We start from the raw sequence: 19,634 nt of genomic DNA on the forward strand, positions 1-19,634 counted from the left end.
CTGTAGAAATCTTCAGAATAAAGAAGTTCCAATATTTAATTGAATGACATTATATAGTTATTTCTATATTTTTCAGCCTATTTAAGCTAATTAAAAACCTATCTACAGTGTTTTACCAGTATCATTATCGATTTTCACAACAGGCTTTTAGTTGTCAAATTTCTTTTAAATTAACTGAAGACTTCCCTCCACGCCCGCATGCTCGCGAAGTGAGCAGATATCGGGCGGTCACTGGCAAAAAAGAAGAAAAGTAGAGTAAGCAGATGTCATAAAAAGCGTGTTAAAAATGGCACATTGTTTCTGGAATTTCTATCCAGAACCCCTTTATCCGGGGTAATTCAGTACCTGAAAGAAGACAGTTTTTACAGACCATTCAAGCTCTAACCTGAAATGAGAAAAAGGTACTGGAATGGCTGCCCTCAACTTGATTTTGTATTTTTTATGATTGAGTTTACGCTTCGTAGATAAAATGACAAAAGAAGTGAAAAAATAAGAGAAAACAGGTCAGTAATCGACCTGTTCTGCTTCTGCTATCTTTTCCTTGAACAGAGTATATGCCCACAGCTGGTAGATGATGACTATGGGCACGAACACCAGTGCTCCTCCCAGCATGATGCTCAAAGTCATTTGGCTTGATGCTGCCTCAAAGATATCTATTCCGTATTCAGGAGAAACAGATGACTTAAGCATGTAAGGATAGATACTTGCAAGTCCGGTCTGAACAACGAAAAGAAGCGCCAGGAGATTACTGCAAAAGGCCGGAAACCCCCTGTCCTTTTTTGCAAAGAATACGGCAAAGACGGCTGCCACTGCCGCAAGAACTGGCAATAAGTACAGAGCTGGCGTGGCTGAATAGTTGGTTGTAAAGCCTTCTATGCCCGCAAATGAATATGCCAGGTAGACCAGAGCAAGTACAAGTGCAATAAGAGTGCTCTTCTTTGCCAGATCACCTGCTTTTGCAGCTATGGCACCTTCGGTCTTGACATTGATCCAGAGTGCACCTGAAGTAATACTCATAAGCACGAAGAGGATGCCGCCTATCAATGCATAAGGGCTGAAAAGTCCGAGAAGAGTCCCTTTATAAACTCCTCCTGAAGCGATTTCGAGCCCCTTGAAGAAGTTCGCAAACGCAACCCCCAGGACCAGAGAGATCAGCAGGCTTCCAGCGAACCATCCCCACATAAGGACCTTCTGTATCCGGGGATTATCATCCTTGTGGAGATATTCCACGGAAATGCCCCTTGCAATCAGGCCGATGAGCAGCAACATCATAGGCAGATACAGGAAAGTAAACATCTTCGAGAATACCAGAGGGAATGCAGCAAATGTTCCTCCTGCAGCGAGGATGAGCCATACCTCATTACCACCCCAGAAAGGACCAACAGAGCTCTGGATCTGGATCCTCTGCACCTTATCTGCGGCAATGAAGGGTGCCAGAAGCCCTGCTCCAAGGGAAAACGAGTCTACAATGAAGTAAACTCCCCATATTACGCACCACAGGAAGAACCAGATAACAGCAAGCATATCATGAGTCAGGAAATCGAACATCTTCACTCAACTCCTGTCGCATTGACTACGGTTTTCTTTATGAGGTATATCTCAAAGACTATCAGGATAAGATAGAATGCGCTGATAAGGACAACGCTTAACAACACATCCGATGTGGGAACCGATGATATACCATTAGCTGTTTTTAGCAGCCCGTATACTATCCACGGCTGCCTTCCTACCTCGGCTACAATCCAGCCGGCAGTGATGGCAATATACGGAAGAGGAATAGACCACATCAGCAGTTTCAGATACTTATCCGATGTGTACAGCTTGCCTGACTTTTGAAGATATAAACCTGCAAGAGCCTCTATGATGAACAGGGACCCGAGAACCGTCATCAGCCTGAAGCTCCAGAATACCATTCCTACAGGTGGTAATTCGTCCTGAGCTAGCTGGTTAAGTCCTGTTATCGTTCCGCTGAAACTTCCCGTATACAGGAAACTTGCAAGCCCCGGAATTCCCAGCAACTGGACACTGTTGGAACCGGTGCTTGAATCAGGTACCTGTATCAGATACATGGGCACCGAGGAACCTGTATCCCATATCGCATCCATTGCCGCCCCTTTAGCAGGCTGAAGTTCAGCAACATATTGTGCATAACCGTGACCGAGAACCGGAAGCAGGACTGCAGTGGCAAGTGCTATGGCAACTGCTATGCCAAAAGACTTTCTGAACACTTCATTATTGTTCCTTTTAAGGAAATGATACGCACAGATTCCCATGATAAGGAATGCGGTCAACAGGTATGCTGAAAGCAGGGTATGTACCAGCATGTACCACACATAGCTGTTTGTAACCAGAGCAAGGAAATCTGTCATAACCACCTTGCTCCCATCGGCAGCCATCTCATACCCTACGGGGTTCTGCATAAAACCGTTAGCAGTGATAATCCATAATGAAGAGATGTTGGTACCCAGAGCGACCATCCACATGGAAAACGCCTTCAGTTTCTGACGGGAGCGGTCAAGGAATATCCATGCGCCAAAGAAAGTGCCTTCAAGAAAGAAAGCCAGTAACGCTTCCACCGCTAAAGGCGGTCCGAAGACATCTCCCATGAATTCCGCATAGGCGCCCCAGTTCGTACCGAACTGAAAAGTCATTGCAAGACCTGTTACCAGACCTATTGCAAAGTTTATCTTGAATACCCTACCCCAGAAATCAGCCATTTTTCGCCAGGTTTCATCTTTGTTTTTGTAGTATACCGTTTCCATGCCTGCTACCAGGAGTGCGAGCCCCAGTGTTAGCGGAACGAACAGGAAATGGAACGCAACTGTTATGGCAAACTGAAGCCGGCTTAATAAAAGCAACTCAACCATCCGTTTTCCCTCGTTTTATTACTTACTGCACAAGACATATTTGCGCTGAAGCAAGTCGATGTCTTCCATCACGGCTTGCAGATCATCTTCATGCTCAATCAAATTCTTCATGCTCAATCTAATTCTTCATGCTCAATCTAATTCTTCATGCTCAATCTAATTCTTCATGCTCAATCTAATTCTTCATGCTCAATCTGATTCTTCATGCTCAATCTAATTCTTCATGCTCAATCTAACAAATGAGAATCTGAAACAGAATGCAGTATGTCACCCGATCTTTATCCTTGATTATCTGAAAGATATACCATTGTACACCCGGATAACACATGTTCCCCCTTGACGTTCTGCTCAAGTTATGTTTCCTCTTTACGCGCCTTACAATTCTTACAGATACCATAGAAGTTAGTGCTTGTTGAAACAATAGTAAATCCTTCTATTTCCTCAGCTATCTTCATCGAGTAATCCAGCAATTGTTCCGAATTAAAATCCTCCATCTTTCCACACTCCCGGCAGATGAGATGGTGATGTGGAATGAAATTCGCTTCAAATCTCGAAACCCCTTTTACATTCACCTCCTCCAGCAATCCTTTCTCCGTAAGGAATTTGAGATTCTTATATACGGTAGCCTTGCTTATACGCGTCAGTTTTTTTCTAACCCCATCATAAACTTCGTCTACAGTGGGATGACCGTCGTGTTCGCGCAGGAAATCAAGTATTTCGACTCTCTGGTTTGTGTATTTCATGTCAGTTTTCTCTGTGGGCTTCATTGCCGTCCACCTAAATTACCTGTGAAAGCAGGTTTATTCGGATATACATGATATCCATTACTAAATGATATTCATTATTATTTAACAATTTCTATCATCTTCTGTATTTCTTTACTCAGAGAAGGAATGTAACTGCCTTCATTTCCTAATGCCGTAAATTGCAGTTTTCCCTGCTAAAAGAACACTAAAAAAGAGTATTTTCAGATAAAATCGCCATATGAGGATTTTAAGTCCTTTTTTATAAAATTTAAAGCTTCTTATAACCTTAATAGGAATATAAATCAAAATTTTAATGTATTTTTTTGGGGGAATCAACTAAGAATCTATCCGAAAAGTGTTATTCCCTCTGTGTCTAATATTAGGCAACGTACACAACACTATTCGGGTAGGCTCTAAGTCTAACGAGAAAAAGGGTAGATCCACCTTCTTTACCCAGGTTTGCGAATTCCTTTCTATAGCAGAAGACACAGGAGACGGATGGTGGAAATATACCTGTCAATCCTTATTACGATAGACCAGTGTCCCGCTTTACCATGTTTCTCGTGAGTCGGGTGGTCCTATATTGATTGAGAGATCTGCCGAGACATCCTTGACACCACGCACCTTACGCAACTTTGCAACTGTATCGTCCTCAGCTGACCCGGTGATGATGCCGACATCCTGGAGGACCTGGACATCCTTGAGCCCGGCATCGACTAGATCCTTAGCAACCTCATGGATAGGCCGGTCGTCGCCTGTAGTAACGATCCATGATTTATTCTTGTCCATATACATCCTCCTCTTTAATTAAATACTCCGGCTGGATGCTTACCAGCCGGGGGCTACAGATAATATATTTTATGCTGCTCAAGGTGCCTGCACTAATCCACTTCCTACCTTGGATGGCGGAAAGTTAAGCTTGAGTGCAGATGACTGTAAACGCTGCCACAAATTCATACCCCGGAGTGTGGGGCTACTCTCCGCCCATAGTGCCGCACAACCAGCCACATGCGGAGTTGCCATACTCGTCCCGCTCTTTGTGCCGTGGAGTCTTGGACGTGGTTCCGAAGAAAAGACATCACCCCCGGGTGCTGCAATGTCGATCTTACCGCAGTTCGAGAAAGGTGATGGGGTGAGTGTCGGATCAAGAGAAGCAACGGACATTATGGTCGGCGAATTGGCTGGAGCTCCTGTAGGAGAGCACCAATTATTCCCTGCGGCGGCTATGATCAGGCATCCTTTTTTCAGAGCTTCGGAGCCAGCTTTCGTGTACGCGGTCTGGACTGGAGCCGAAGAGCCAAGAGACATAGATATCACTTCACAACCATTGGCTATAGCCCAGTTTATTCCAGCCAGCACACTTGCCGTTGAGCCGCTTCCTGCGTTTGATAGTACTTTCCCCGCGAAGATCTGACACTCATACGCGATTCCATAGCGAGGAGTGTCACCGGAAGGCTCCTTTGGACCGCAAGCTGTGCCAATAGTGTGTGTCCCATGACTATGCATATCCTGCACTGGTTGGCCGACAAAAGTCTCCGTAGTGAAAGATCGATCTATAAAGTCTGGATGCCCTATATCAAAACCGGTGTCGAGCACGGCTACTTTTATACCCAGGCCACTGAATGGGCTCGATGGTACCTTGCACTGAACCAAACCCCATGTTGCTCCCAGAACCTGCAAACCTACTTGTCCCTTTTCGCGGACTTCCTCCTTCATGGCTCCGAGATCCATCGCAATAGCATTAGCCGCGCTGGCAAAACCGCGAAGATATTCGTTGTTATTTGCAAATACGAAGTACTCAGGCTCAATGGTCTCTATAGGTCCTTCGGCTATCATCTCTCCCTGAGCAGTCATACCAAACTCCTGCTGCACAGCACCGCTCACAACAGCGGAGCCAATCTCCGGGAACACTAAGGCATCAGCATCTCCCACATCCCGGAGTGTCACAGCCTGATTCTTGAAGTCTCTGGCGTCTGCTACACGGAAACCCCTGGCATCAAGAGACTTTAGTCCTTCTTCAACTGCACTCTCTCGGAATGTGACGATATATCGGCCGGTCTGTAGATTTTTCTCTTCACGGTCCAGTGCCTTAAGCACCATCTCTTCAATGCTGGCTGAAACTCTAACTTCGCTCTTTTCCTCTTCTCCCCTTTTAGGCATATAGTTCCCCCTATCGTATTCTAGAATGTGTTTTAAAAATCTAATTTATATAATACACGCGTCATAATATTAATTGGATCTTTATATTCACTACCGAATCTAATATCAGAATCTAAAATTCCTATAAGCATTCACGATTGGAAGAATGAAAAACAATGAAATTCAAATCAAAGTTGTGCTGGCGCACCCCGCTGCAAGCAATGGGGTATGTTTCGCGCCAGTGCTCTGGTTATATGGTTACTGAAAATCGAATATTTTCATTTGCTGATATGCTTCTTTTTCTTCTTTGTTTCCCTGATTTTCAACATAGGCTTTGATAATATCGGAGGTTGTTCAATCTCCAACAGTTCCAATGTATCCTCCGTCACTCCACTGTTCGCTACCCTAAAGCTGTTTTTTGATTTCAGGGTATTGTTTAAAGATTAGTCTTGCAGTAATACTTTTTATAGTTTGCATAACTTTTGAAGGAGAATACTTTGGTTCAACTCCAACAAAAAGATGTACATGATCACCATCACTACCAATTGCATCAAATTCAAACAATATCTTTCACTAATTTCAAAGCATACATTTCTAAAAAAAGTTACAAATTCTGTATCTAAAAGAAGTTTTTTACGATACTTCACACAAAAAACCATGTGGGATCTTATTTTATAGACACAATGGTTTACATGTCTTAATTCCATCTACAGTAAAAAAGGTGATCAAGAATATAAAAAAAGTTATATTACAAAGGTTACCGGGGAAGATTTCCATCCCAGCAGCAAGCTGCGGGGCATTCGACTGAAATAAAAAGAGATTCTTGTGCTCACTTTTTCGGTAATTCGCAGACATGATAGATTTTCCATGACCCTGTTTTCTATAGTCCGAACACTTTTTGTTTCGTCATAGAAATGAAGATAAATTTATCTAAGAAGTAATTTTTATCATTTGAAATAGCATTTATAACCCTAATTTGACAGAAGCATAAATATTACAATGAAAAATGGGCTTCATGCATGTGTTTCTCCTAACAATTCGGATTTTTAGGTATTTTCCTTCAATTTTTGATATTTTCATTTTTCTAAAAAATTCGATGTCGCTGAGATCTGTTTTTTGTACAAATTTACTGTATCAATTAGCAGAATCTGTCAAATTAAGGTTATAATAAAATATGTATAATATTTGTGAAGTTAATTACAATTACGACCAGATAAAAGAGACGGAAAAAGGGGATGGAAACAATGAAAAATGAGGACAATTTGCATTCGTTTTTTTGACTTCAATAGCCATAATTTTGTTTTTTAATCTCGTTCCATCTGTGGCATCAGCATCTGATGTACAAAACAATTCGCCTGCAGCGCCTTATTGACGCCAAAGTTTTTCATCTCCTCGAGCGTCTCCCGGTTCCCGCCGAGCTTCATCTTTGAGAGCTTCATGACAAGCTCGAGGCCGGGCTCGATCTCCTCAATAGGTTTCTTCTCGAACATGCCATCTGCAACCGCCTTTGACCAGACGTCGTTCCCCACCCCGGTGCGGATGAAGACCGTGAACCAACCTTCCGGGCTCCCGGCCGAGCTGGTTGATATGTCACCCAGATTGGAGACATAATCGAGGCAGACGTGGCATTGGAGATTAGTTCTTTATTTTATGTCCTTTAATTGTATAAAGTTTAAAAGTATATTGAATTTTGAAATACTCACAAAGATTTATAATAGTTAATAAACTATTTAGTGATAATTGGAAATAAATAATCGGATAGTGATGTATTTTAGCCATCTTTGAATAAATGTTTTTTGAAATTTTTTCTGACATTTCGGGTTTTAAGAAGGGCACATCCTGCGAAATAATGTGAAATCGGAGGTTTCTGAGATGAATAAAACCCTCAAAATTTTAGCATATTTGCTGCTGATATTTTTAATATATTTGCTATTGATATCTGCAGGTTTGATTGCGCTTTTTTGTGAGGGCTTATTTTTGCTTTTTATGTCAATTGCTAATAGTGATCAAGCCTCTTATTACGGAGATATGGTTGACATCGGACCAATTGATTACATTTCGTTGTCACAAATGCAGAGAAAGCAGGATATGATCTCAGTGGACCCTATACCAGACTCGGTAATGCAAATTTAATAGAACCCGGAAATATCGAATCGCTTGAGAAGAGGTTTAAAACAGACTACAGGACATCAAGAATCGAGCTCTACTACAACTTAAACACGTATCTCGAATTTAAAAAAGATGAGAATAATCAAACGCTTGTAACACTCTATAATTATTCTTACCATGATGACGCCGGTAATATTACATCGCAGCTACCTTCCATGTTTCCGGACGATTCCTGGATGCTTAAAATGCTTGGAATGAGTTTAGGACTTAACGAAACTGATTCTGAGAAATTTCTTAAAAAGCTAAAGACTGAGGCACCAGACCAGAAGGGGTTCGTGAGTCTGGCTACAAATGAAAATGTGGATTTTCCGGCAATCTATGCCTACCTGAACCAGAGCAGCACAAAAACTGTCACTGGACCTGATACGTGGAACGAAGACAAATATGAGGACAAATTTTACAGAAATAATAAAAAGATTGGGTACGTAAGGTTTGTTATCCCCGAAACTACCATCACTCGGATACATAATTCCAATAAATACAATATCTATGTGAGCAGCTCGGGACTTGTACGTGCAGACATTTCGATGCCTGCAGGCAGCGCCGGAAAAGAAATCCCTGAAGAGGAGTACAGAACAGTATTCAGGGAAATGTTCGAAAATCTTGGCCTACCTGTCGAGAAAGTTGATGAAGTCGAATTAAATTACGGTGCAAGTATCTGGTGAGATTCCTCCCATTCTCTCCATCTCCGTATATTGAGTAATGACTATTTTCTTCAGGAAACCACCAGATCAGGAGTACTTGGAGACAGAAGGAGGGCCGTTCCGAAGAAGCGGGTGGAGCCTCCAGGAGCACCCCCATAATAAGAAGATAGAAGATGTGCCTATAATAAGAAGATTCGGATTCGGAAGGATCTCCTGGCTCAACTTTTAAACCTAATTTGTGGATACTGTGCAGTCTACGAAGGATAGACAATTTATAAGCTCGACTGTGGCTGGAAAGAATACTTGTCCTCCATAGACTGCACAGTACCGACGGTATTCTGTTTAGTACCGACGGTATTCTGTTTTATATGCTTACCACGACTTTTACAAAACGTCATCTTTGGCTTTTTAAAATGTGATCTGGTGATTTAAACACCCGATAATCCATCAGGCAAGCTACGAATATTTAAATAAAAATTCCGTAATAATTATCATATAAGTTTTTACCCGGAACTCGTATCTAGTGATTCAAGTTTAAATTGCAAGCGTCGCACAAGGGGGATGCTGCCAGGCGCTGAGACAATAACCGGTTTAATGATTGGGGAGCATTGAAGAGATCAATGATATTCTAAGAATCCAGCTAAAAAAGTAGCTATTGATTTTGCAGGCTTAACGAGATGGTCATCATGGCAGGAGACACGGATCTTTTTTCACAGTATCGAATGGGCGATCTAATGCTGCCAAACCGCATGGTGATGGCACCAATGACCCGCAACCGCGCAGGGGATGACGACGTCCCGATCCCACTGACGGTCACTTATTACGTGCAGCGAGCCTCTGCCGGCATGATTATCACCGAGGGCTCGCAGGTTAGCCCGCAGGGGGTGGGCTACATCCATACACCGGGCATATACTCTGCAGCACAGGTCGCCGGCTGGAAGAAGGTGACGGACGCCGTCCACAGGGCTGGCGGCAGGATTTTCATCCAGCTCTGGCACGTAGGGCGGGTCTCTCACCCCGACTTACTGGGCGGCTCTCTGCCAGTCGCACCATCTGCATTACCCGTCGAAGGCTTTGTCCACACACCAGGTGGAAAAAAACCAATTCAGGTGCCAAGGGCCCTAAAGACCGATGAGGTGCCGGATATCGTTAGACAGTTTCGGCAGGCGGCGGAGAACGCGAAAACCGCTGGCTTCGATGGTGTAGAAATCCACGGAGCTAACACATACCTGCTGGACCAATTCCTGCGGAGCGGGTCCAACAAAAGAACCGATAAGTACGGCGGCAGCCTTGAGAACCGAGCCCGTCTGCCGCTTGAGGTCACGAAAGCCGTCATCGAGGTATGGGGCGGCGACCATGTCGGCTACCGCATCTCCCCGCACAATACCGCGCATTCTATGTCGGATGCCAATCCCAGGGAGACATTTTCTTATTTCACCAGAGAGCTGAACAAAACGGGCCTAGGATACCTTCATTTAATCGAGTCCATCGGAGGCCGGACGGAGTTCGTGCCGCCCGAGGCGCGGCTTGGGCCTACCCTGCGCAAAATTTTTGAAAGGACGTTCATATTGAACGGAGGCTATGGTCTCTACAGCGGGAACGAGGTCGTTGCCAGCGGCGAAGCTGACCTGATCGCCTTCGGAGTGCCGTTCCTGGCTAATCCTGACCTGCCAGAGCGCTTCAGGCAGAATGAGCCACTGAACGAGCCGGATGAGGCCACCTTCTACGTGGGCGGCGCAAAAGGCTACACGGACTATCCGGCGCTGGTCAATAGATGATGCGGCTCAAAGCGTGGTACTATAGATACTGTGTAGTTTGCGAGGCTGACCGTCAACTGGATTCAGGACTTACTTAAAATTTATCGCAGCCTCCATAGACTACAAAGTACTCTGTTAGTAAAAAATCTGTAAACTAGGCTGTGATGAAGTATCAATTCCTGGGTACACGAGGTGCTCAGAGAGAGGAACAATAATGAGCAAAGCAACTTCAGGACAGGAGGAGTGCCTGCAAGGCAAGGTGGCTGTTGTCACAGGTGCTGCCCTCGAGATCGGCTGCGCTACGGCTATCACCTCTGCCCGCGAGGGGGAGAGCGAGCGTAATCGGCATCGGCATCTGTGCGCCGGTTTACCCGCGTTCCGGTGTCAAGCCTTCGAGCCCAGAAGACTTGAAAGAGACAGGCAGGCTTGTCAAGGATGCCGGCGACCGGTAGCTGGAGATAATCCTCGACCGGCGTAACCTGCCGGCCCTGCAGGTGGCAGAGCTATTTATGCATCCGGTGTTCAATTCCTTCCAGTTCCTTATAACGGTGACATTTTTCTGCCCGAGCAAGCGAACAATTTTTACATATATCCGGCAGTCGGCCTCGCGGTCTACATCATGCGAGCAAAGCGCGCCACTGGCGAGATATTCATCGAGGCTGCGAAGAAGGTTTGCTGTTCCCACCTCAAAGCAATGTTCTGGAGACCGAAGTATGCACCGCCGTACAAATTGCCACTTTAATTTTCAATCGGGATCTGGCAGGAGTCGATAAGCCAGAGGACATCAACGCCTGGCTCCGAAAGATGCTCTACAAACCCCAATACAGCTAATCCATCTATAGGAGGGCAGAATTTGCCGATTGACGTGGATATACAACGAAAAAATGCCGAAAAAGTGCCTTCAATCCTCGACCTGCCTGTCGGCACTGGAGCGACTGGCAAGCGAAAAGAAAGAGATTCTTTGGGGGAAGTTGAGGTTCCAGCCGACCATTACTGGGGTGTTCAGACCCAGAGGTCTCTGATTCATTTCTCCATCGGTGACGACCACATGCCAAAGGAAGTCTATCATGCTTATGGGTACGTGAAAAAGGCAGCTGCTCTGGTCAACGAAGCCGCCGGAATAATACCGCAGTGGAAAGCCGAATTGATAGCAAGGGTTGCAGATGAAGTTATCGCAGGGAAACTCGACAGCGAATTCCCGCTCTATGTCTGGCAGACTGGCTCAGGCACTCAGTCGAACATGAACGTGAATGAAGTCATCAGCAATCGCGCCATCCAGCTTGTTGGTGGAAGCCTCGGCAGCAAGCACCCTGTCCATCCTAATGACGATGTTAATATGAGTCAGTCATCCAACGACACCTTTCCCACGGCCATGCACATTGCAACTGTGCTCGAATTCAGCAACCGCCTCATTCCCGCAGTTACCGCCCTTGAAGAGTCCATATGGACTAAAGCACGGGAATGGGTGGATATCATCAAGATCGGTCGAACGCATCTTCAGGACGCAACACCACTTACGGTGGGCCAGGAGTGGTCCGGCTACGCCACACAGCTCGATGACGCGCTGGCGTTTGTCAAGCATTCTCTCCAGGGATTATATCGGTTGGCCATCGGAGGCACTGCGGTCGGGACCGGCATCAATACCCCACCAGCCTTCGGTGAAAAAGTTGCAGGTGAGATTGCCAGGCTCACAGGTCATCCATTCGTCCCAGCTCCAAATAAATTCGCAGCCCAGAGCTCCCTTGATGCGATGGTAACCTCAAGCGCAGCCTTGCGTGCATTAGCAGTTGCACTGATGAAGATCGCAAATGACCTGCAATGGCTTGGTTCGGGCCCGAGAGGGGGACTCCACGAGCTCCTCCTGCCCAGTAACGAGCCGGGAAGCTCGATAATGCCCGGAAAAGTCAATCCGACGCAGGAGGAAGCCATGGTAATGGTTTGCATCCAGGTGATCGGGGAAGACAATGCCGTCGCATTCGCCGGGTCGCAGGGAAATTTCGAGCTTAACACAATGTGCCCGATAATCATAAATAATGTCTTACATTCCGCGCGCATTCTCGGCGATGCTTGCGTCAAGTTCGGTGAGTACGGAATCAAGGGAATCATGCTCGACCGGAGTCGGATCGACAAATTTGTGAGCGACTCCCTCATGCTGGTGACAGCACTTAACCCTGTTATAGGCTACGACAAGGCTTCCGCAATTGCCCAGCGAGCACTGGATGAGAATACTACACTGAGGGAGGCTGCAGTGAAAGGAGGTTTTATAAGCGCGGAGGATTTTGACAGGATTGTGGATCCGAAGAAGATGGTAGGGAATCCGCGACACGACCTGAAGCCGGCTTCAGAGCAGGAGTAAACTTTACCGATTTTCTTTTTTTATTTATTTAGACATTCAGTACTGTAAGGTCTTCTGGGAATGGGTATATTATGGGTTGATATAGCTTGAATCTACACTAGCTTGAAAAAAATTATCCTCCTCCGAAGACTTGACAGAACCGTTTTTATACTTATGTTGGTCTAAGAGCTTTACTCATGAAATGACAAACAGGGGAGTTTAAAGCCACATCTCCCGTTCACACCTCTCTTTTCCTAAATGCTTCTGTTAAGACTAGCTTTGATCGAAACTGTTGATTATAGTTTCTTACAAAGCTTATCTTTGTTAAAATTCAAAGATAAATCGCAAAGATATTTTAATCATTAAAAAAAATGATTTATTACAGGTCGGTACTTCTGTTTATCAAATACTGGTTGTGATCGAATGTTCGGGAAAAAGCAAAAGTTTCCAACTTTAATTCTTGAATTTGACACCGCAGAGAAACTTATAGAATTTATGGCTCAATGTTCTAAGTATAATATAATTTCAGAAGATATAAACTGGGGTGTTGATAATATTTCAACGATAAACAAAGACGAATTTTTTAGTAGGTTAAAACAGAGAGTTATAGAATTGGGAGGAGAGAAATAATTTCGGTTGCGGAGCAAAAATTTTATTCCCCAGTTTGAGGTTCCGTTGCAAAAAATTCAAAAAAACATGTAAATCTGTAAGTAATGAATAAAATCAAAATATTCAGGGAAAATGTACTAACATTATAAAACTAAACCAAACAATTGATTAATGTATTTGACTTCATTAAAAACAGAGTAATGTAGATCATTTAATTGTCCTTTTTTGATCATATTCATGATTTCAATTTCTTTTAAAGTCTTGATAGCTGTATGAAAAGACTGGAAGCCTAAAATTGGACGCACTATTCGTTTTATAAATCTATGATCCTGTTCAACAGTATTATTCAAATACTTAATTTGCCGAATTCTTACGTTTTTAGGTAATATTCTGTAATTTTTCAGTTCGTGTACGGCAATGGAATAAACTGGATTCTTATCAACCGTTATTGCTCCTAGTATTTGATTATGCTTTGAGCCCAAAGCTTTTTTAAGGAATCTCTTTGCAGCTTTTCTATTTCGTTTTGTACTTAGCATGAAATCGATTGTGCTTCCATCAGAGTCAACTGCTCTATAAAGGTATTTCCATTCACCTTTTACTCCCCTTTCTGCCATCATTTCCTTTAAATTACGATAACTTAATGCATATTTTAAGTACAATCTCACGTTTAATAAAAGAATCTCCCCTTCATAATGCTTCAGTCGTCCCTTTTTACATGGTTGATATTTTTGAAAAAATAAGTCTGACTCAAATACCTGAATTCTGCCCCGTACAATGTCATTTGCTATATTGTGTCGTTCTTGTCCCGCTCGACGCAGGAGAGCGGTCTTTCCCAAAAAGACAAAAAAGATATAGAAGGATGAAAACAACAGATTATCAAGTAAAAGCTGCTGTAGGCGTTTGTGAGTTTAAAAGAAGAAAAAGAGCTAAAACGGTACCAATTTCAGTATCATTTCTCATTCATTTATTCTGCTTTTTTCCTTTTGTGAAGGGCTGCCAGACAAGCTGGCGGAGGCGTTTATATTTAACTGTGAGTTTTAGTGAGTTTTAAAGAGATCCCCCGGATCAAGATATAAAATTCGCTTGTTCATTTTTTGCGTTGCAGAAGAGAAAAGTTCAGCCCTGCAAAAAGTAGAATCAAAAAACAAAAGATCTTAGTTTCAGATATAGGAATAATATCAACTGATTAATAAAGGACCACCGATGCTTCCATTTAAAGGAATTTACTGGCATAACATATACTCCTAATTTATACTTATTTCAGTAAATCCCTTTCATAATTCTTTTTGCAACGGAACCAGCCCTTGCTTACTTTGAAATCCTGAAATCAAAAGCGGATCTAAAGCCCTAAATTAGTTCGAAAAACTAAAACTGTGAATTAAATTTATAAGAAAACTCGCTTTTTAGTGAAAGATTTGCCCAGTTTTTTTAAAGACTATTAATATTAAGAAGAAGTTATTCTTGAGATATTATATGATTTGATGACAGATAACGTTTCATGACCGCGATTACAACTAAGGACGGGACGAGAATCTATTATAAGGACTGGGGCAGTGGACAGCCGGTGGTCTTCAGCCATGGCTGGCCGCTGAGTGCGGATGCTTTTGAAGACCAGATGTTCTTTCTGGCTTCCCGAGGATATCGATGTATTGCCCACGATCGCCGTGGCCACGGGCGCTCGAGCCAAACGTGGAACGGTAACGACATGGATACATATGCAGACGACCTTGCGGAGCTTATTGAAACACTCGACCTGAAGGACGCAATCCTTGTTGGCCACTCAACGGGAGGCGGTGAAGTCACCCGCTATATTGGACGCCACGGCACGGATCGTGTGGCCAAAGCTGTGCTGATCGGAGCGGTGCCGCCGCTGATGCTCAAGACACCAGCCAATCCGGCAGGCGCTCCGATCGAAGTGTTCGACCAGATTCGTGCAAGCGTCAAAGCCGATCGTTCGCAGTACTGGAAGGATCTCAGCCTGCCGTTCTACGGCTATAACAGACCGGGCGCCAAAATTTCGGAAGGCGTGCGTGATTCATTCTGGCTCCAGGGAATGATGGCTGGATTTCCGGCAGCATACTTTTGCATCAAAGCTTTTTCCGAAACGGACCTGACGGAGGATCTCAAAAAATTCGATGTTCCAACTCTGATCCTGCATGGAGATGACGATCAGATTGTGCCGATCGGCGCCTCAGCCATGCTCTCATCCAGGCTTGTCAAGGACGCCACGCTGAAGGTCTACAAGGGCGCACCACATGGCATGTGCACAACACTTAAGGATCGGGTCAACGAAGACTTGCTCGCGTTCATTAAGGAGTAGGCGACCGAGGTGGCACGGACCCCGCTATCTCGACACAGGACACTTCGCGCTTGAAGAGGACGGCGACAAGATAGCCGACCTAATGCGGGACTTCCTCCGCAAGAACATCGAGGAGTAGAACCGTCGGCCATGGTTCATTTACCATAGTTCACACTCATAAAAAGGAGGTTATTATGGTCAACCAGAAAAAAAATATCTTCGAACCGGACGGAAAAAACTCAATTCATGATGGAATCGAACATGATCCCGGCGGAGGCAAAGCTTTGCTAGACCCCACGGATACGGTCCTGTTGTTGCTCGACCACCAAACAGGTCTGCTCCAAACCGTGAAAGACATTAGTGTGGCCGAGTTGCGGGCCAATACCACCGCTCTGGCAAAACTGGCGAGGTTGCATAACATTCCAGTCATCACGACGGCTTCGGTTCCGGATGGGCCTAATGGCCCGCTAATGCCGGAGATCCACCAATATGCCCCTCACGCTGTCTACGTCCCTCGTAAGGGAGAAGTCAACGCCTGGGACAACGCACTTTTCGTCAAAACAGTGCGGGAAACCAGCAAGAAAATCCTGGTCATTGCCGGTGTGTGGACCAGCGTCTGCGTCATGTTCCCGGCGCTGGATGCCAAAGCGGCGGGATTCAAGGTCTACGCCGTAATGGATGCTTCAGGCGACCCAAGCGAGATGGTATCGAGAACGACGCTTGCCCGTTTTACACAAGCTGGCGTGATCCCGACGAGCGCCAATGCGGTTATTTGTGAAGTACACCGAACCTGGAACCGCCCCGACGCCGCAGAAATCGCGGAATTGTACACCATGGTGTCGCCGAATTACCGTGCAGCCGTGGAGAGCTACCAGAAAGCACAAGAGGTCCTTAAACAGGAGAAGTAATAACAAGACATACTCACTTCCCGCGCGCGACGCAATGCGCGACGGCTACAAAGTCTGTCCTGTTGTTGATACGGTCGGTGGGACCTTCGCGGAAGCGTACCGAGCGGCGCTGTGGCGCATTGTCCAGGCCGGTGCGAAGCCAACGAGCTGGGTGCAAACATCTGTGAGCTCAAACGCGACTGGAACCGCAGGGAAACCGTGCAACCGTTCAAGCAGATTCTATTCGACCCAGTCGAACCCTGGAACGAGTAGAATCTCTCATAACGCGCCGAAAGTCGCAATGCTGAGGACTTTAAAGCAGTGCTAGACCGATTTCCCAACCCGGGTAATCCGGTCTTCTTCGGCTTTTCTTTAGCTTTCTGTCGATGCTGCTTTGAAGCGGAGGGCTTAGCAGTACTTTGAACTCATATATAATCAGGATATGAGATTAAGAGCCTGCAATAAGACATATGGAAATTGATTAGTCAATTTTTCCCCTTATTTTTCTTAAAATAAGCTTAAACACTTGATGTTAATACTCTGTTTTACTAATGTAATAATCATTTTCCGATGGGTCTTAGTTTCCAAATTTCTTGTTAATCAACTCATCTTAAAAACCCCCCACGCCCGCATGCTAAAGAAATGAGCAGATATAGGGCGGTCACTGGCAAAAAATGAGAAAAACCAGATAAAAACTTACACAGGTGTTTCTGATGTCAAGCGAGATAATTGTAAAAGGTGATCCTAACATCCCTAATATTGCTCTGACCTTTGATGATGGTTCTGGCAGAGTAACCCCGAATATTCTTGATGTGCTTCGAAAATATGGAGTTAAAGCTACATTTTTTTGCCTTGGCTGCTGTATTGAGAAAAACATTGCTGCTCAATATCAGAAGGACAAATACATAACGGGCAGTGAAATTGTCAAACGTGCAAATGAAGAAAGCCATCTCATAGCCGTTCATTCTTATAATCATTTAGCTCTTCCCGGAATTACTAATGAAGAAATTCTTAACAATGAAATATCCAGAACCAAAAATATAATCACGGATTTGATCGGAAAAAACCCTGTGTACTTTCGTCCTCCATATGGAAGCGTTGACGATAGAGTAAACAAGATAGCAAAAGCGCTTGACCTAAAAATCGTTTTATGGAGTTGTCGCTCAGCAGATAGTTCTACCGAACATGGTATTATTCTTGACGGATCTCTCAAATACACATACGGACCAGCAGATATTTACAATAACATAATGAGAAACACTGAAAACGGATCTATTATTTTATGTCACGATGGACATAGCGGAACCCATGACGCAAATTTCGGGATTGTATCGGCTTTAGACAGAGCGATTCCGGAATTACAGCAAAAGGGGTTTAATTTTGTAACGGCAGATGAGTTATTGGTGACTGGAAATTACGTAATCCGGAATTGAAAAAGAGATTTTTCTTATCTCATTTTAAACAAATAGTTCTGTGAAGTTTACGGTGGATAAGAGTTTTTGCCAGTGACCGCCCGATATATGAAAGATCGGCTCAGGCCTGACAGCTGCAGGCCTTCTTTAATTATTTTCATCCTTCATAGTACTCTTAATAGTTTCAATCATCTCTTTTTCCTACCATATGGACAAACATATAAACATAACCCACACACAGGCATTTGCCCATTATTTTTCATTTCATTAAAATATTCCTGACATTTTTTTGCATCATATCTTAACTCTCTGTTTTCAGTTTCATCAAAATTTCTCCCGGTAAAAGCTTGAACCGGACAAATCTTTACACATTCGTTGCACGTGCCACACCTTTCATCCAATTTGTTTCCCGTTGGGGTGAGAGGTGCATCTGTCAGTACTGTTGTCCATCTAACCCGTGGTCCATTTTCCGGTGTAATTAAGAGACAACTCTTTCCGATCCAGCCCAGTCCGGCTAAATGAGCCCCTAACTTATGAGAAAACTGAGCGCATATTCTTTCATCATCAATTCTTTCAGATGCAGGGATAGGTAATACTCTATGCCCATGTTCCTGGATGTAGCTGCTTAGAATTGAAGCAACCAGGTCAAGTCTCTGGTTTATTACATCATAAGCATGGTGCTGGTAATTCAATGCTACCGATCTTTCATTTCTGAATGGTAGTTTGTTTACAATCGGATGAATTAGCTTTATGCCAAGTGAAATTGCATACGGATATGAAGCTAATTCATCTCCACCCTGTTCGACAATAAACTCTCTTTCGTTTGATAAGTCCGATACACCGAAATAATAAACTCCGTTAGCTAAGGCAATTTTTTTTAATTCTTCCTGAAGAGTCATAAATATCACTCTCAATTTTATAATTGTGAAGATTTCGCCTAACAGCGCTGCGTTCCCGACGTCCCCCGTCTTCAGGGTGATGGCTGAGCCTTAAACTTCATCCTCGATCATTCCAGTAAAATGCTAAGCATCTTCCGTGTATTATTTAGAAAAGACTGCGTAACTTGATAATGTTCCGTTTCTTTATAACCTATTTGTTCAAATCCTTCTTTAATTTGGTAGATCACGGCCTGGGGATATGCCATTATTATCGGTGAATGCGTTGCAATAATAAACTGGGATCCTTCTTTTACTAAGTCATGCATTCTGGTAAGCATAGACATTTGCCGCGATGGTGATAACGCTGCTTCAGGCTCGTCTAATATATAGATACCCTCACCAGTAAATTTATTTAAAAATACTGCAAAGAACGATTCTCCATGAGATTGTTCGTGTAATGAACGGCCACCATAAGAATTAATTATGGGAGGTCCGAAAGATGCCTCTTTATCCAGGTCATCAACACTTGAAGCAAAGTTATAAAAACTTTCTGCCCTTAAGAAAAAACCAGTACGAGGCTTTTTGGTACCTTTAACAACTTTTATATAATTACTTAAATTAGAATGTGTTGCTCTGGAGATAAAATTAAAATTCTTTGTTCCGCCTTCGGCATTAAACCCGTATGCAACAGCTATCGATTCTAAAATTGTGGATTTCCCGGAACCATTTTCTCCAATAATGAATGTGACTTTAGGATGAAATGATAGTGACTGTAGATCTCTTACCGCAGGTAAATTAAACGGATATTCAGAAAACGAGGGTACTTTTTCTCTATCTAACTCTATACATCTTATGTATTGTTCTAATTTACTGGATTTCATCAATTCATCTC

19 protein-coding genes and 1 pseudogene are annotated in these 19,634 nt (G+C 43.9%); 10 read left to right on the forward strand and 10 right to left on the reverse strand.

Annotation, left to right across the window (positions count from 1 at the left end; genetic code table 11):
- Positions 1 to 504 precede the first annotated feature (504 nt).
- From cydB to ACSAZL_RS15765, 7 genes and pseudogenes are all read right to left on the reverse strand, one after another.
- Positions 505 to 1,548: a cytochrome d ubiquinol oxidase subunit II gene (cydB, locus tag ACSAZL_RS15735; RefSeq protein ID WP_440945557.1), complete on the reverse strand. Its 1,044-nt coding sequence runs from the start codon at positions 1,546 to 1,548 to the stop codon at positions 505 to 507.
- A 2-nt stretch (positions 1,549 to 1,550) separates the two neighbouring features.
- Positions 1,551 to 2,867 carry a cytochrome ubiquinol oxidase subunit I gene (locus ACSAZL_RS15740; protein WP_440945558.1) on the reverse strand — a complete coding sequence of 439 codons (1,317 nt, stop codon included), beginning with the start codon at positions 2,865 to 2,867 and terminating at the stop codon, positions 1,551 to 1,553.
- A gap of 353 nt (positions 2,868 to 3,220) precedes the next feature.
- Positions 3,221 to 3,634, reverse strand: a complete 414-nt coding sequence (locus tag ACSAZL_RS15745) for a Fur family transcriptional regulator (protein ID WP_440945559.1) — start codon at positions 3,632 to 3,634, stop codon at positions 3,221 to 3,223.
- A gap of 528 nt (positions 3,635 to 4,162) precedes the next feature.
- Positions 4,163 to 4,402 (reverse strand): hypothetical protein, encoded by a 240-nt coding sequence (locus ACSAZL_RS15750; protein ID WP_440945560.1) that lies wholly within the window; start codon positions 4,400 to 4,402, stop codon positions 4,163 to 4,165.
- A 78-nt stretch (positions 4,403 to 4,480) separates the two neighbouring features.
- Complete coding sequence (locus tag ACSAZL_RS15755) at positions 4,481 to 5,773, reverse strand: S8 family serine peptidase (protein WP_440945561.1); 1,293 nt, start codon at positions 5,771 to 5,773, stop codon at positions 4,481 to 4,483.
- Positions 5,774 to 6,157: 384 nt separating this feature from the next.
- Positions 6,158 to 6,459, reverse strand: a pseudogene (gene tnpA, locus ACSAZL_RS15760) (IS200/IS605 family transposase).
- A gap of 597 nt (positions 6,460 to 7,056) precedes the next feature.
- On the reverse strand, positions 7,057 to 7,350 hold the full coding sequence (locus ACSAZL_RS15765) for a Coenzyme F420 hydrogenase/dehydrogenase, beta subunit C-terminal domain (protein WP_440948871.1): 294 nt from the start codon (positions 7,348 to 7,350) through the stop codon (positions 7,057 to 7,059).
- Positions 7,351 to 7,624: 274 nt separating this feature from the next.
- Here ACSAZL_RS15765 and ACSAZL_RS15770 point away from each other — a divergent pair, with 274 nt between their 5' ends.
- The 7 genes from ACSAZL_RS15770 (at position 7,625) to ACSAZL_RS15800 (ending at position 13,287) form a co-directional block, all read left to right on the forward strand.
- Positions 7,625 to 7,885: a hypothetical protein gene (locus tag ACSAZL_RS15770; protein WP_440945562.1), complete on the forward strand. Its 261-nt coding sequence runs from the start codon at positions 7,625 to 7,627 to the stop codon at positions 7,883 to 7,885.
- Positions 7,886 to 8,076: 191 nt separating this feature from the next.
- The gene (locus ACSAZL_RS15775; RefSeq protein WP_440945563.1) at positions 8,077 to 8,586 is read left to right on the forward strand and encodes a hypothetical protein; all 510 of its coding nucleotides are present in this window, start codon (positions 8,077 to 8,079) and stop codon (positions 8,584 to 8,586) included.
- A 656-nt stretch (positions 8,587 to 9,242) separates the two neighbouring features.
- Entirely contained in the window at positions 9,243 to 10,343 is a 1,101-nt protein-coding gene (locus tag ACSAZL_RS15780; protein ID WP_440945564.1) for an alkene reductase, read from the forward strand.
- A gap of 171 nt (positions 10,344 to 10,514) precedes the next feature.
- Complete coding sequence (locus tag ACSAZL_RS15785; RefSeq protein WP_440945565.1) at positions 10,515 to 10,664, forward strand: hypothetical protein; 150 nt, start codon at positions 10,515 to 10,517, stop codon at positions 10,662 to 10,664.
- Between the two features lie 211 nt (positions 10,665 to 10,875).
- Complete coding sequence (locus ACSAZL_RS15790; protein ID WP_440948872.1) at positions 10,876 to 11,064, forward strand: malic enzyme-like NAD(P)-binding protein; 189 nt, start codon at positions 10,876 to 10,878, stop codon at positions 11,062 to 11,064.
- Between the two features lie 111 nt (positions 11,065 to 11,175).
- On the forward strand, positions 11,176 to 12,678 hold the full coding sequence (gene fumC / locus ACSAZL_RS15795) for a class II fumarate hydratase (protein WP_440945566.1): 1,503 nt from the start codon (positions 11,176 to 11,178) through the stop codon (positions 12,676 to 12,678).
- A 402-nt stretch (positions 12,679 to 13,080) separates the two neighbouring features.
- Positions 13,081 to 13,287 carry a hypothetical protein gene (locus ACSAZL_RS15800; RefSeq protein ID WP_440945567.1) on the forward strand — a complete coding sequence of 69 codons (207 nt, stop codon included), beginning with the start codon at positions 13,081 to 13,083 and terminating at the stop codon, positions 13,285 to 13,287.
- Positions 13,288 to 13,409: 122 nt separating this feature from the next.
- Here the strand turns inward: ACSAZL_RS15800 and ACSAZL_RS15805 are convergent, their stop codons facing one another.
- A complete protein-coding gene (locus ACSAZL_RS15805; protein ID WP_440948873.1) occupies positions 13,410 to 13,967 on the reverse strand; it encodes an IS6 family transposase in 558 nt (185 codons plus the stop codon).
- Positions 13,968 to 14,764: 797 nt separating this feature from the next.
- On the opposite strand from ACSAZL_RS15805, the gene ACSAZL_RS15810 reads away from it, so the two are divergent.
- From ACSAZL_RS15810 to ACSAZL_RS15820, 3 genes are all read left to right on the forward strand, one after another.
- A complete protein-coding gene (locus ACSAZL_RS15810) occupies positions 14,765 to 15,586 on the forward strand; it encodes an alpha/beta fold hydrolase (protein ID WP_440945568.1) in 822 nt (273 codons plus the stop codon).
- Between the two features lie 173 nt (positions 15,587 to 15,759).
- Positions 15,760 to 16,473, forward strand: a complete 714-nt coding sequence (locus tag ACSAZL_RS15815; protein WP_440945569.1) for an isochorismatase family protein — start codon at positions 15,760 to 15,762, stop codon at positions 16,471 to 16,473.
- A gap of 692 nt (positions 16,474 to 17,165) precedes the next feature.
- On the forward strand, positions 17,166 to 17,885 hold the full coding sequence (locus ACSAZL_RS15820) for a polysaccharide deacetylase family protein (RefSeq protein ID WP_440945570.1): 720 nt from the start codon (positions 17,166 to 17,168) through the stop codon (positions 17,883 to 17,885).
- A 167-nt stretch (positions 17,886 to 18,052) separates the two neighbouring features.
- Here the strand turns inward: ACSAZL_RS15820 and ACSAZL_RS15825 are convergent, their stop codons facing one another.
- Together ACSAZL_RS15825 and ACSAZL_RS15830 are read right to left on the reverse strand one after the other, a co-directional pair.
- A complete protein-coding gene (locus tag ACSAZL_RS15825) occupies positions 18,053 to 18,763 on the reverse strand; it encodes a 4Fe-4S double cluster binding domain-containing protein (RefSeq protein ID WP_440945571.1) in 711 nt (236 codons plus the stop codon).
- A gap of 107 nt (positions 18,764 to 18,870) precedes the next feature.
- Positions 18,871 to 19,623 (reverse strand): AAA family ATPase, encoded by a 753-nt coding sequence (locus ACSAZL_RS15830; protein WP_440945572.1) that lies wholly within the window; start codon positions 19,621 to 19,623, stop codon positions 18,871 to 18,873.
- Positions 19,624 to 19,634: the final 11 nt, after the last annotated feature.

Origin of the sequence: Methanosarcina mangrovi, from assembly GCF_052057765.1 — an archaeon.
In the GTDB taxonomy this organism is placed as follows: domain Archaea; phylum Halobacteriota; class Methanosarcinia; order Methanosarcinales; family Methanosarcinaceae; genus Methanosarcina.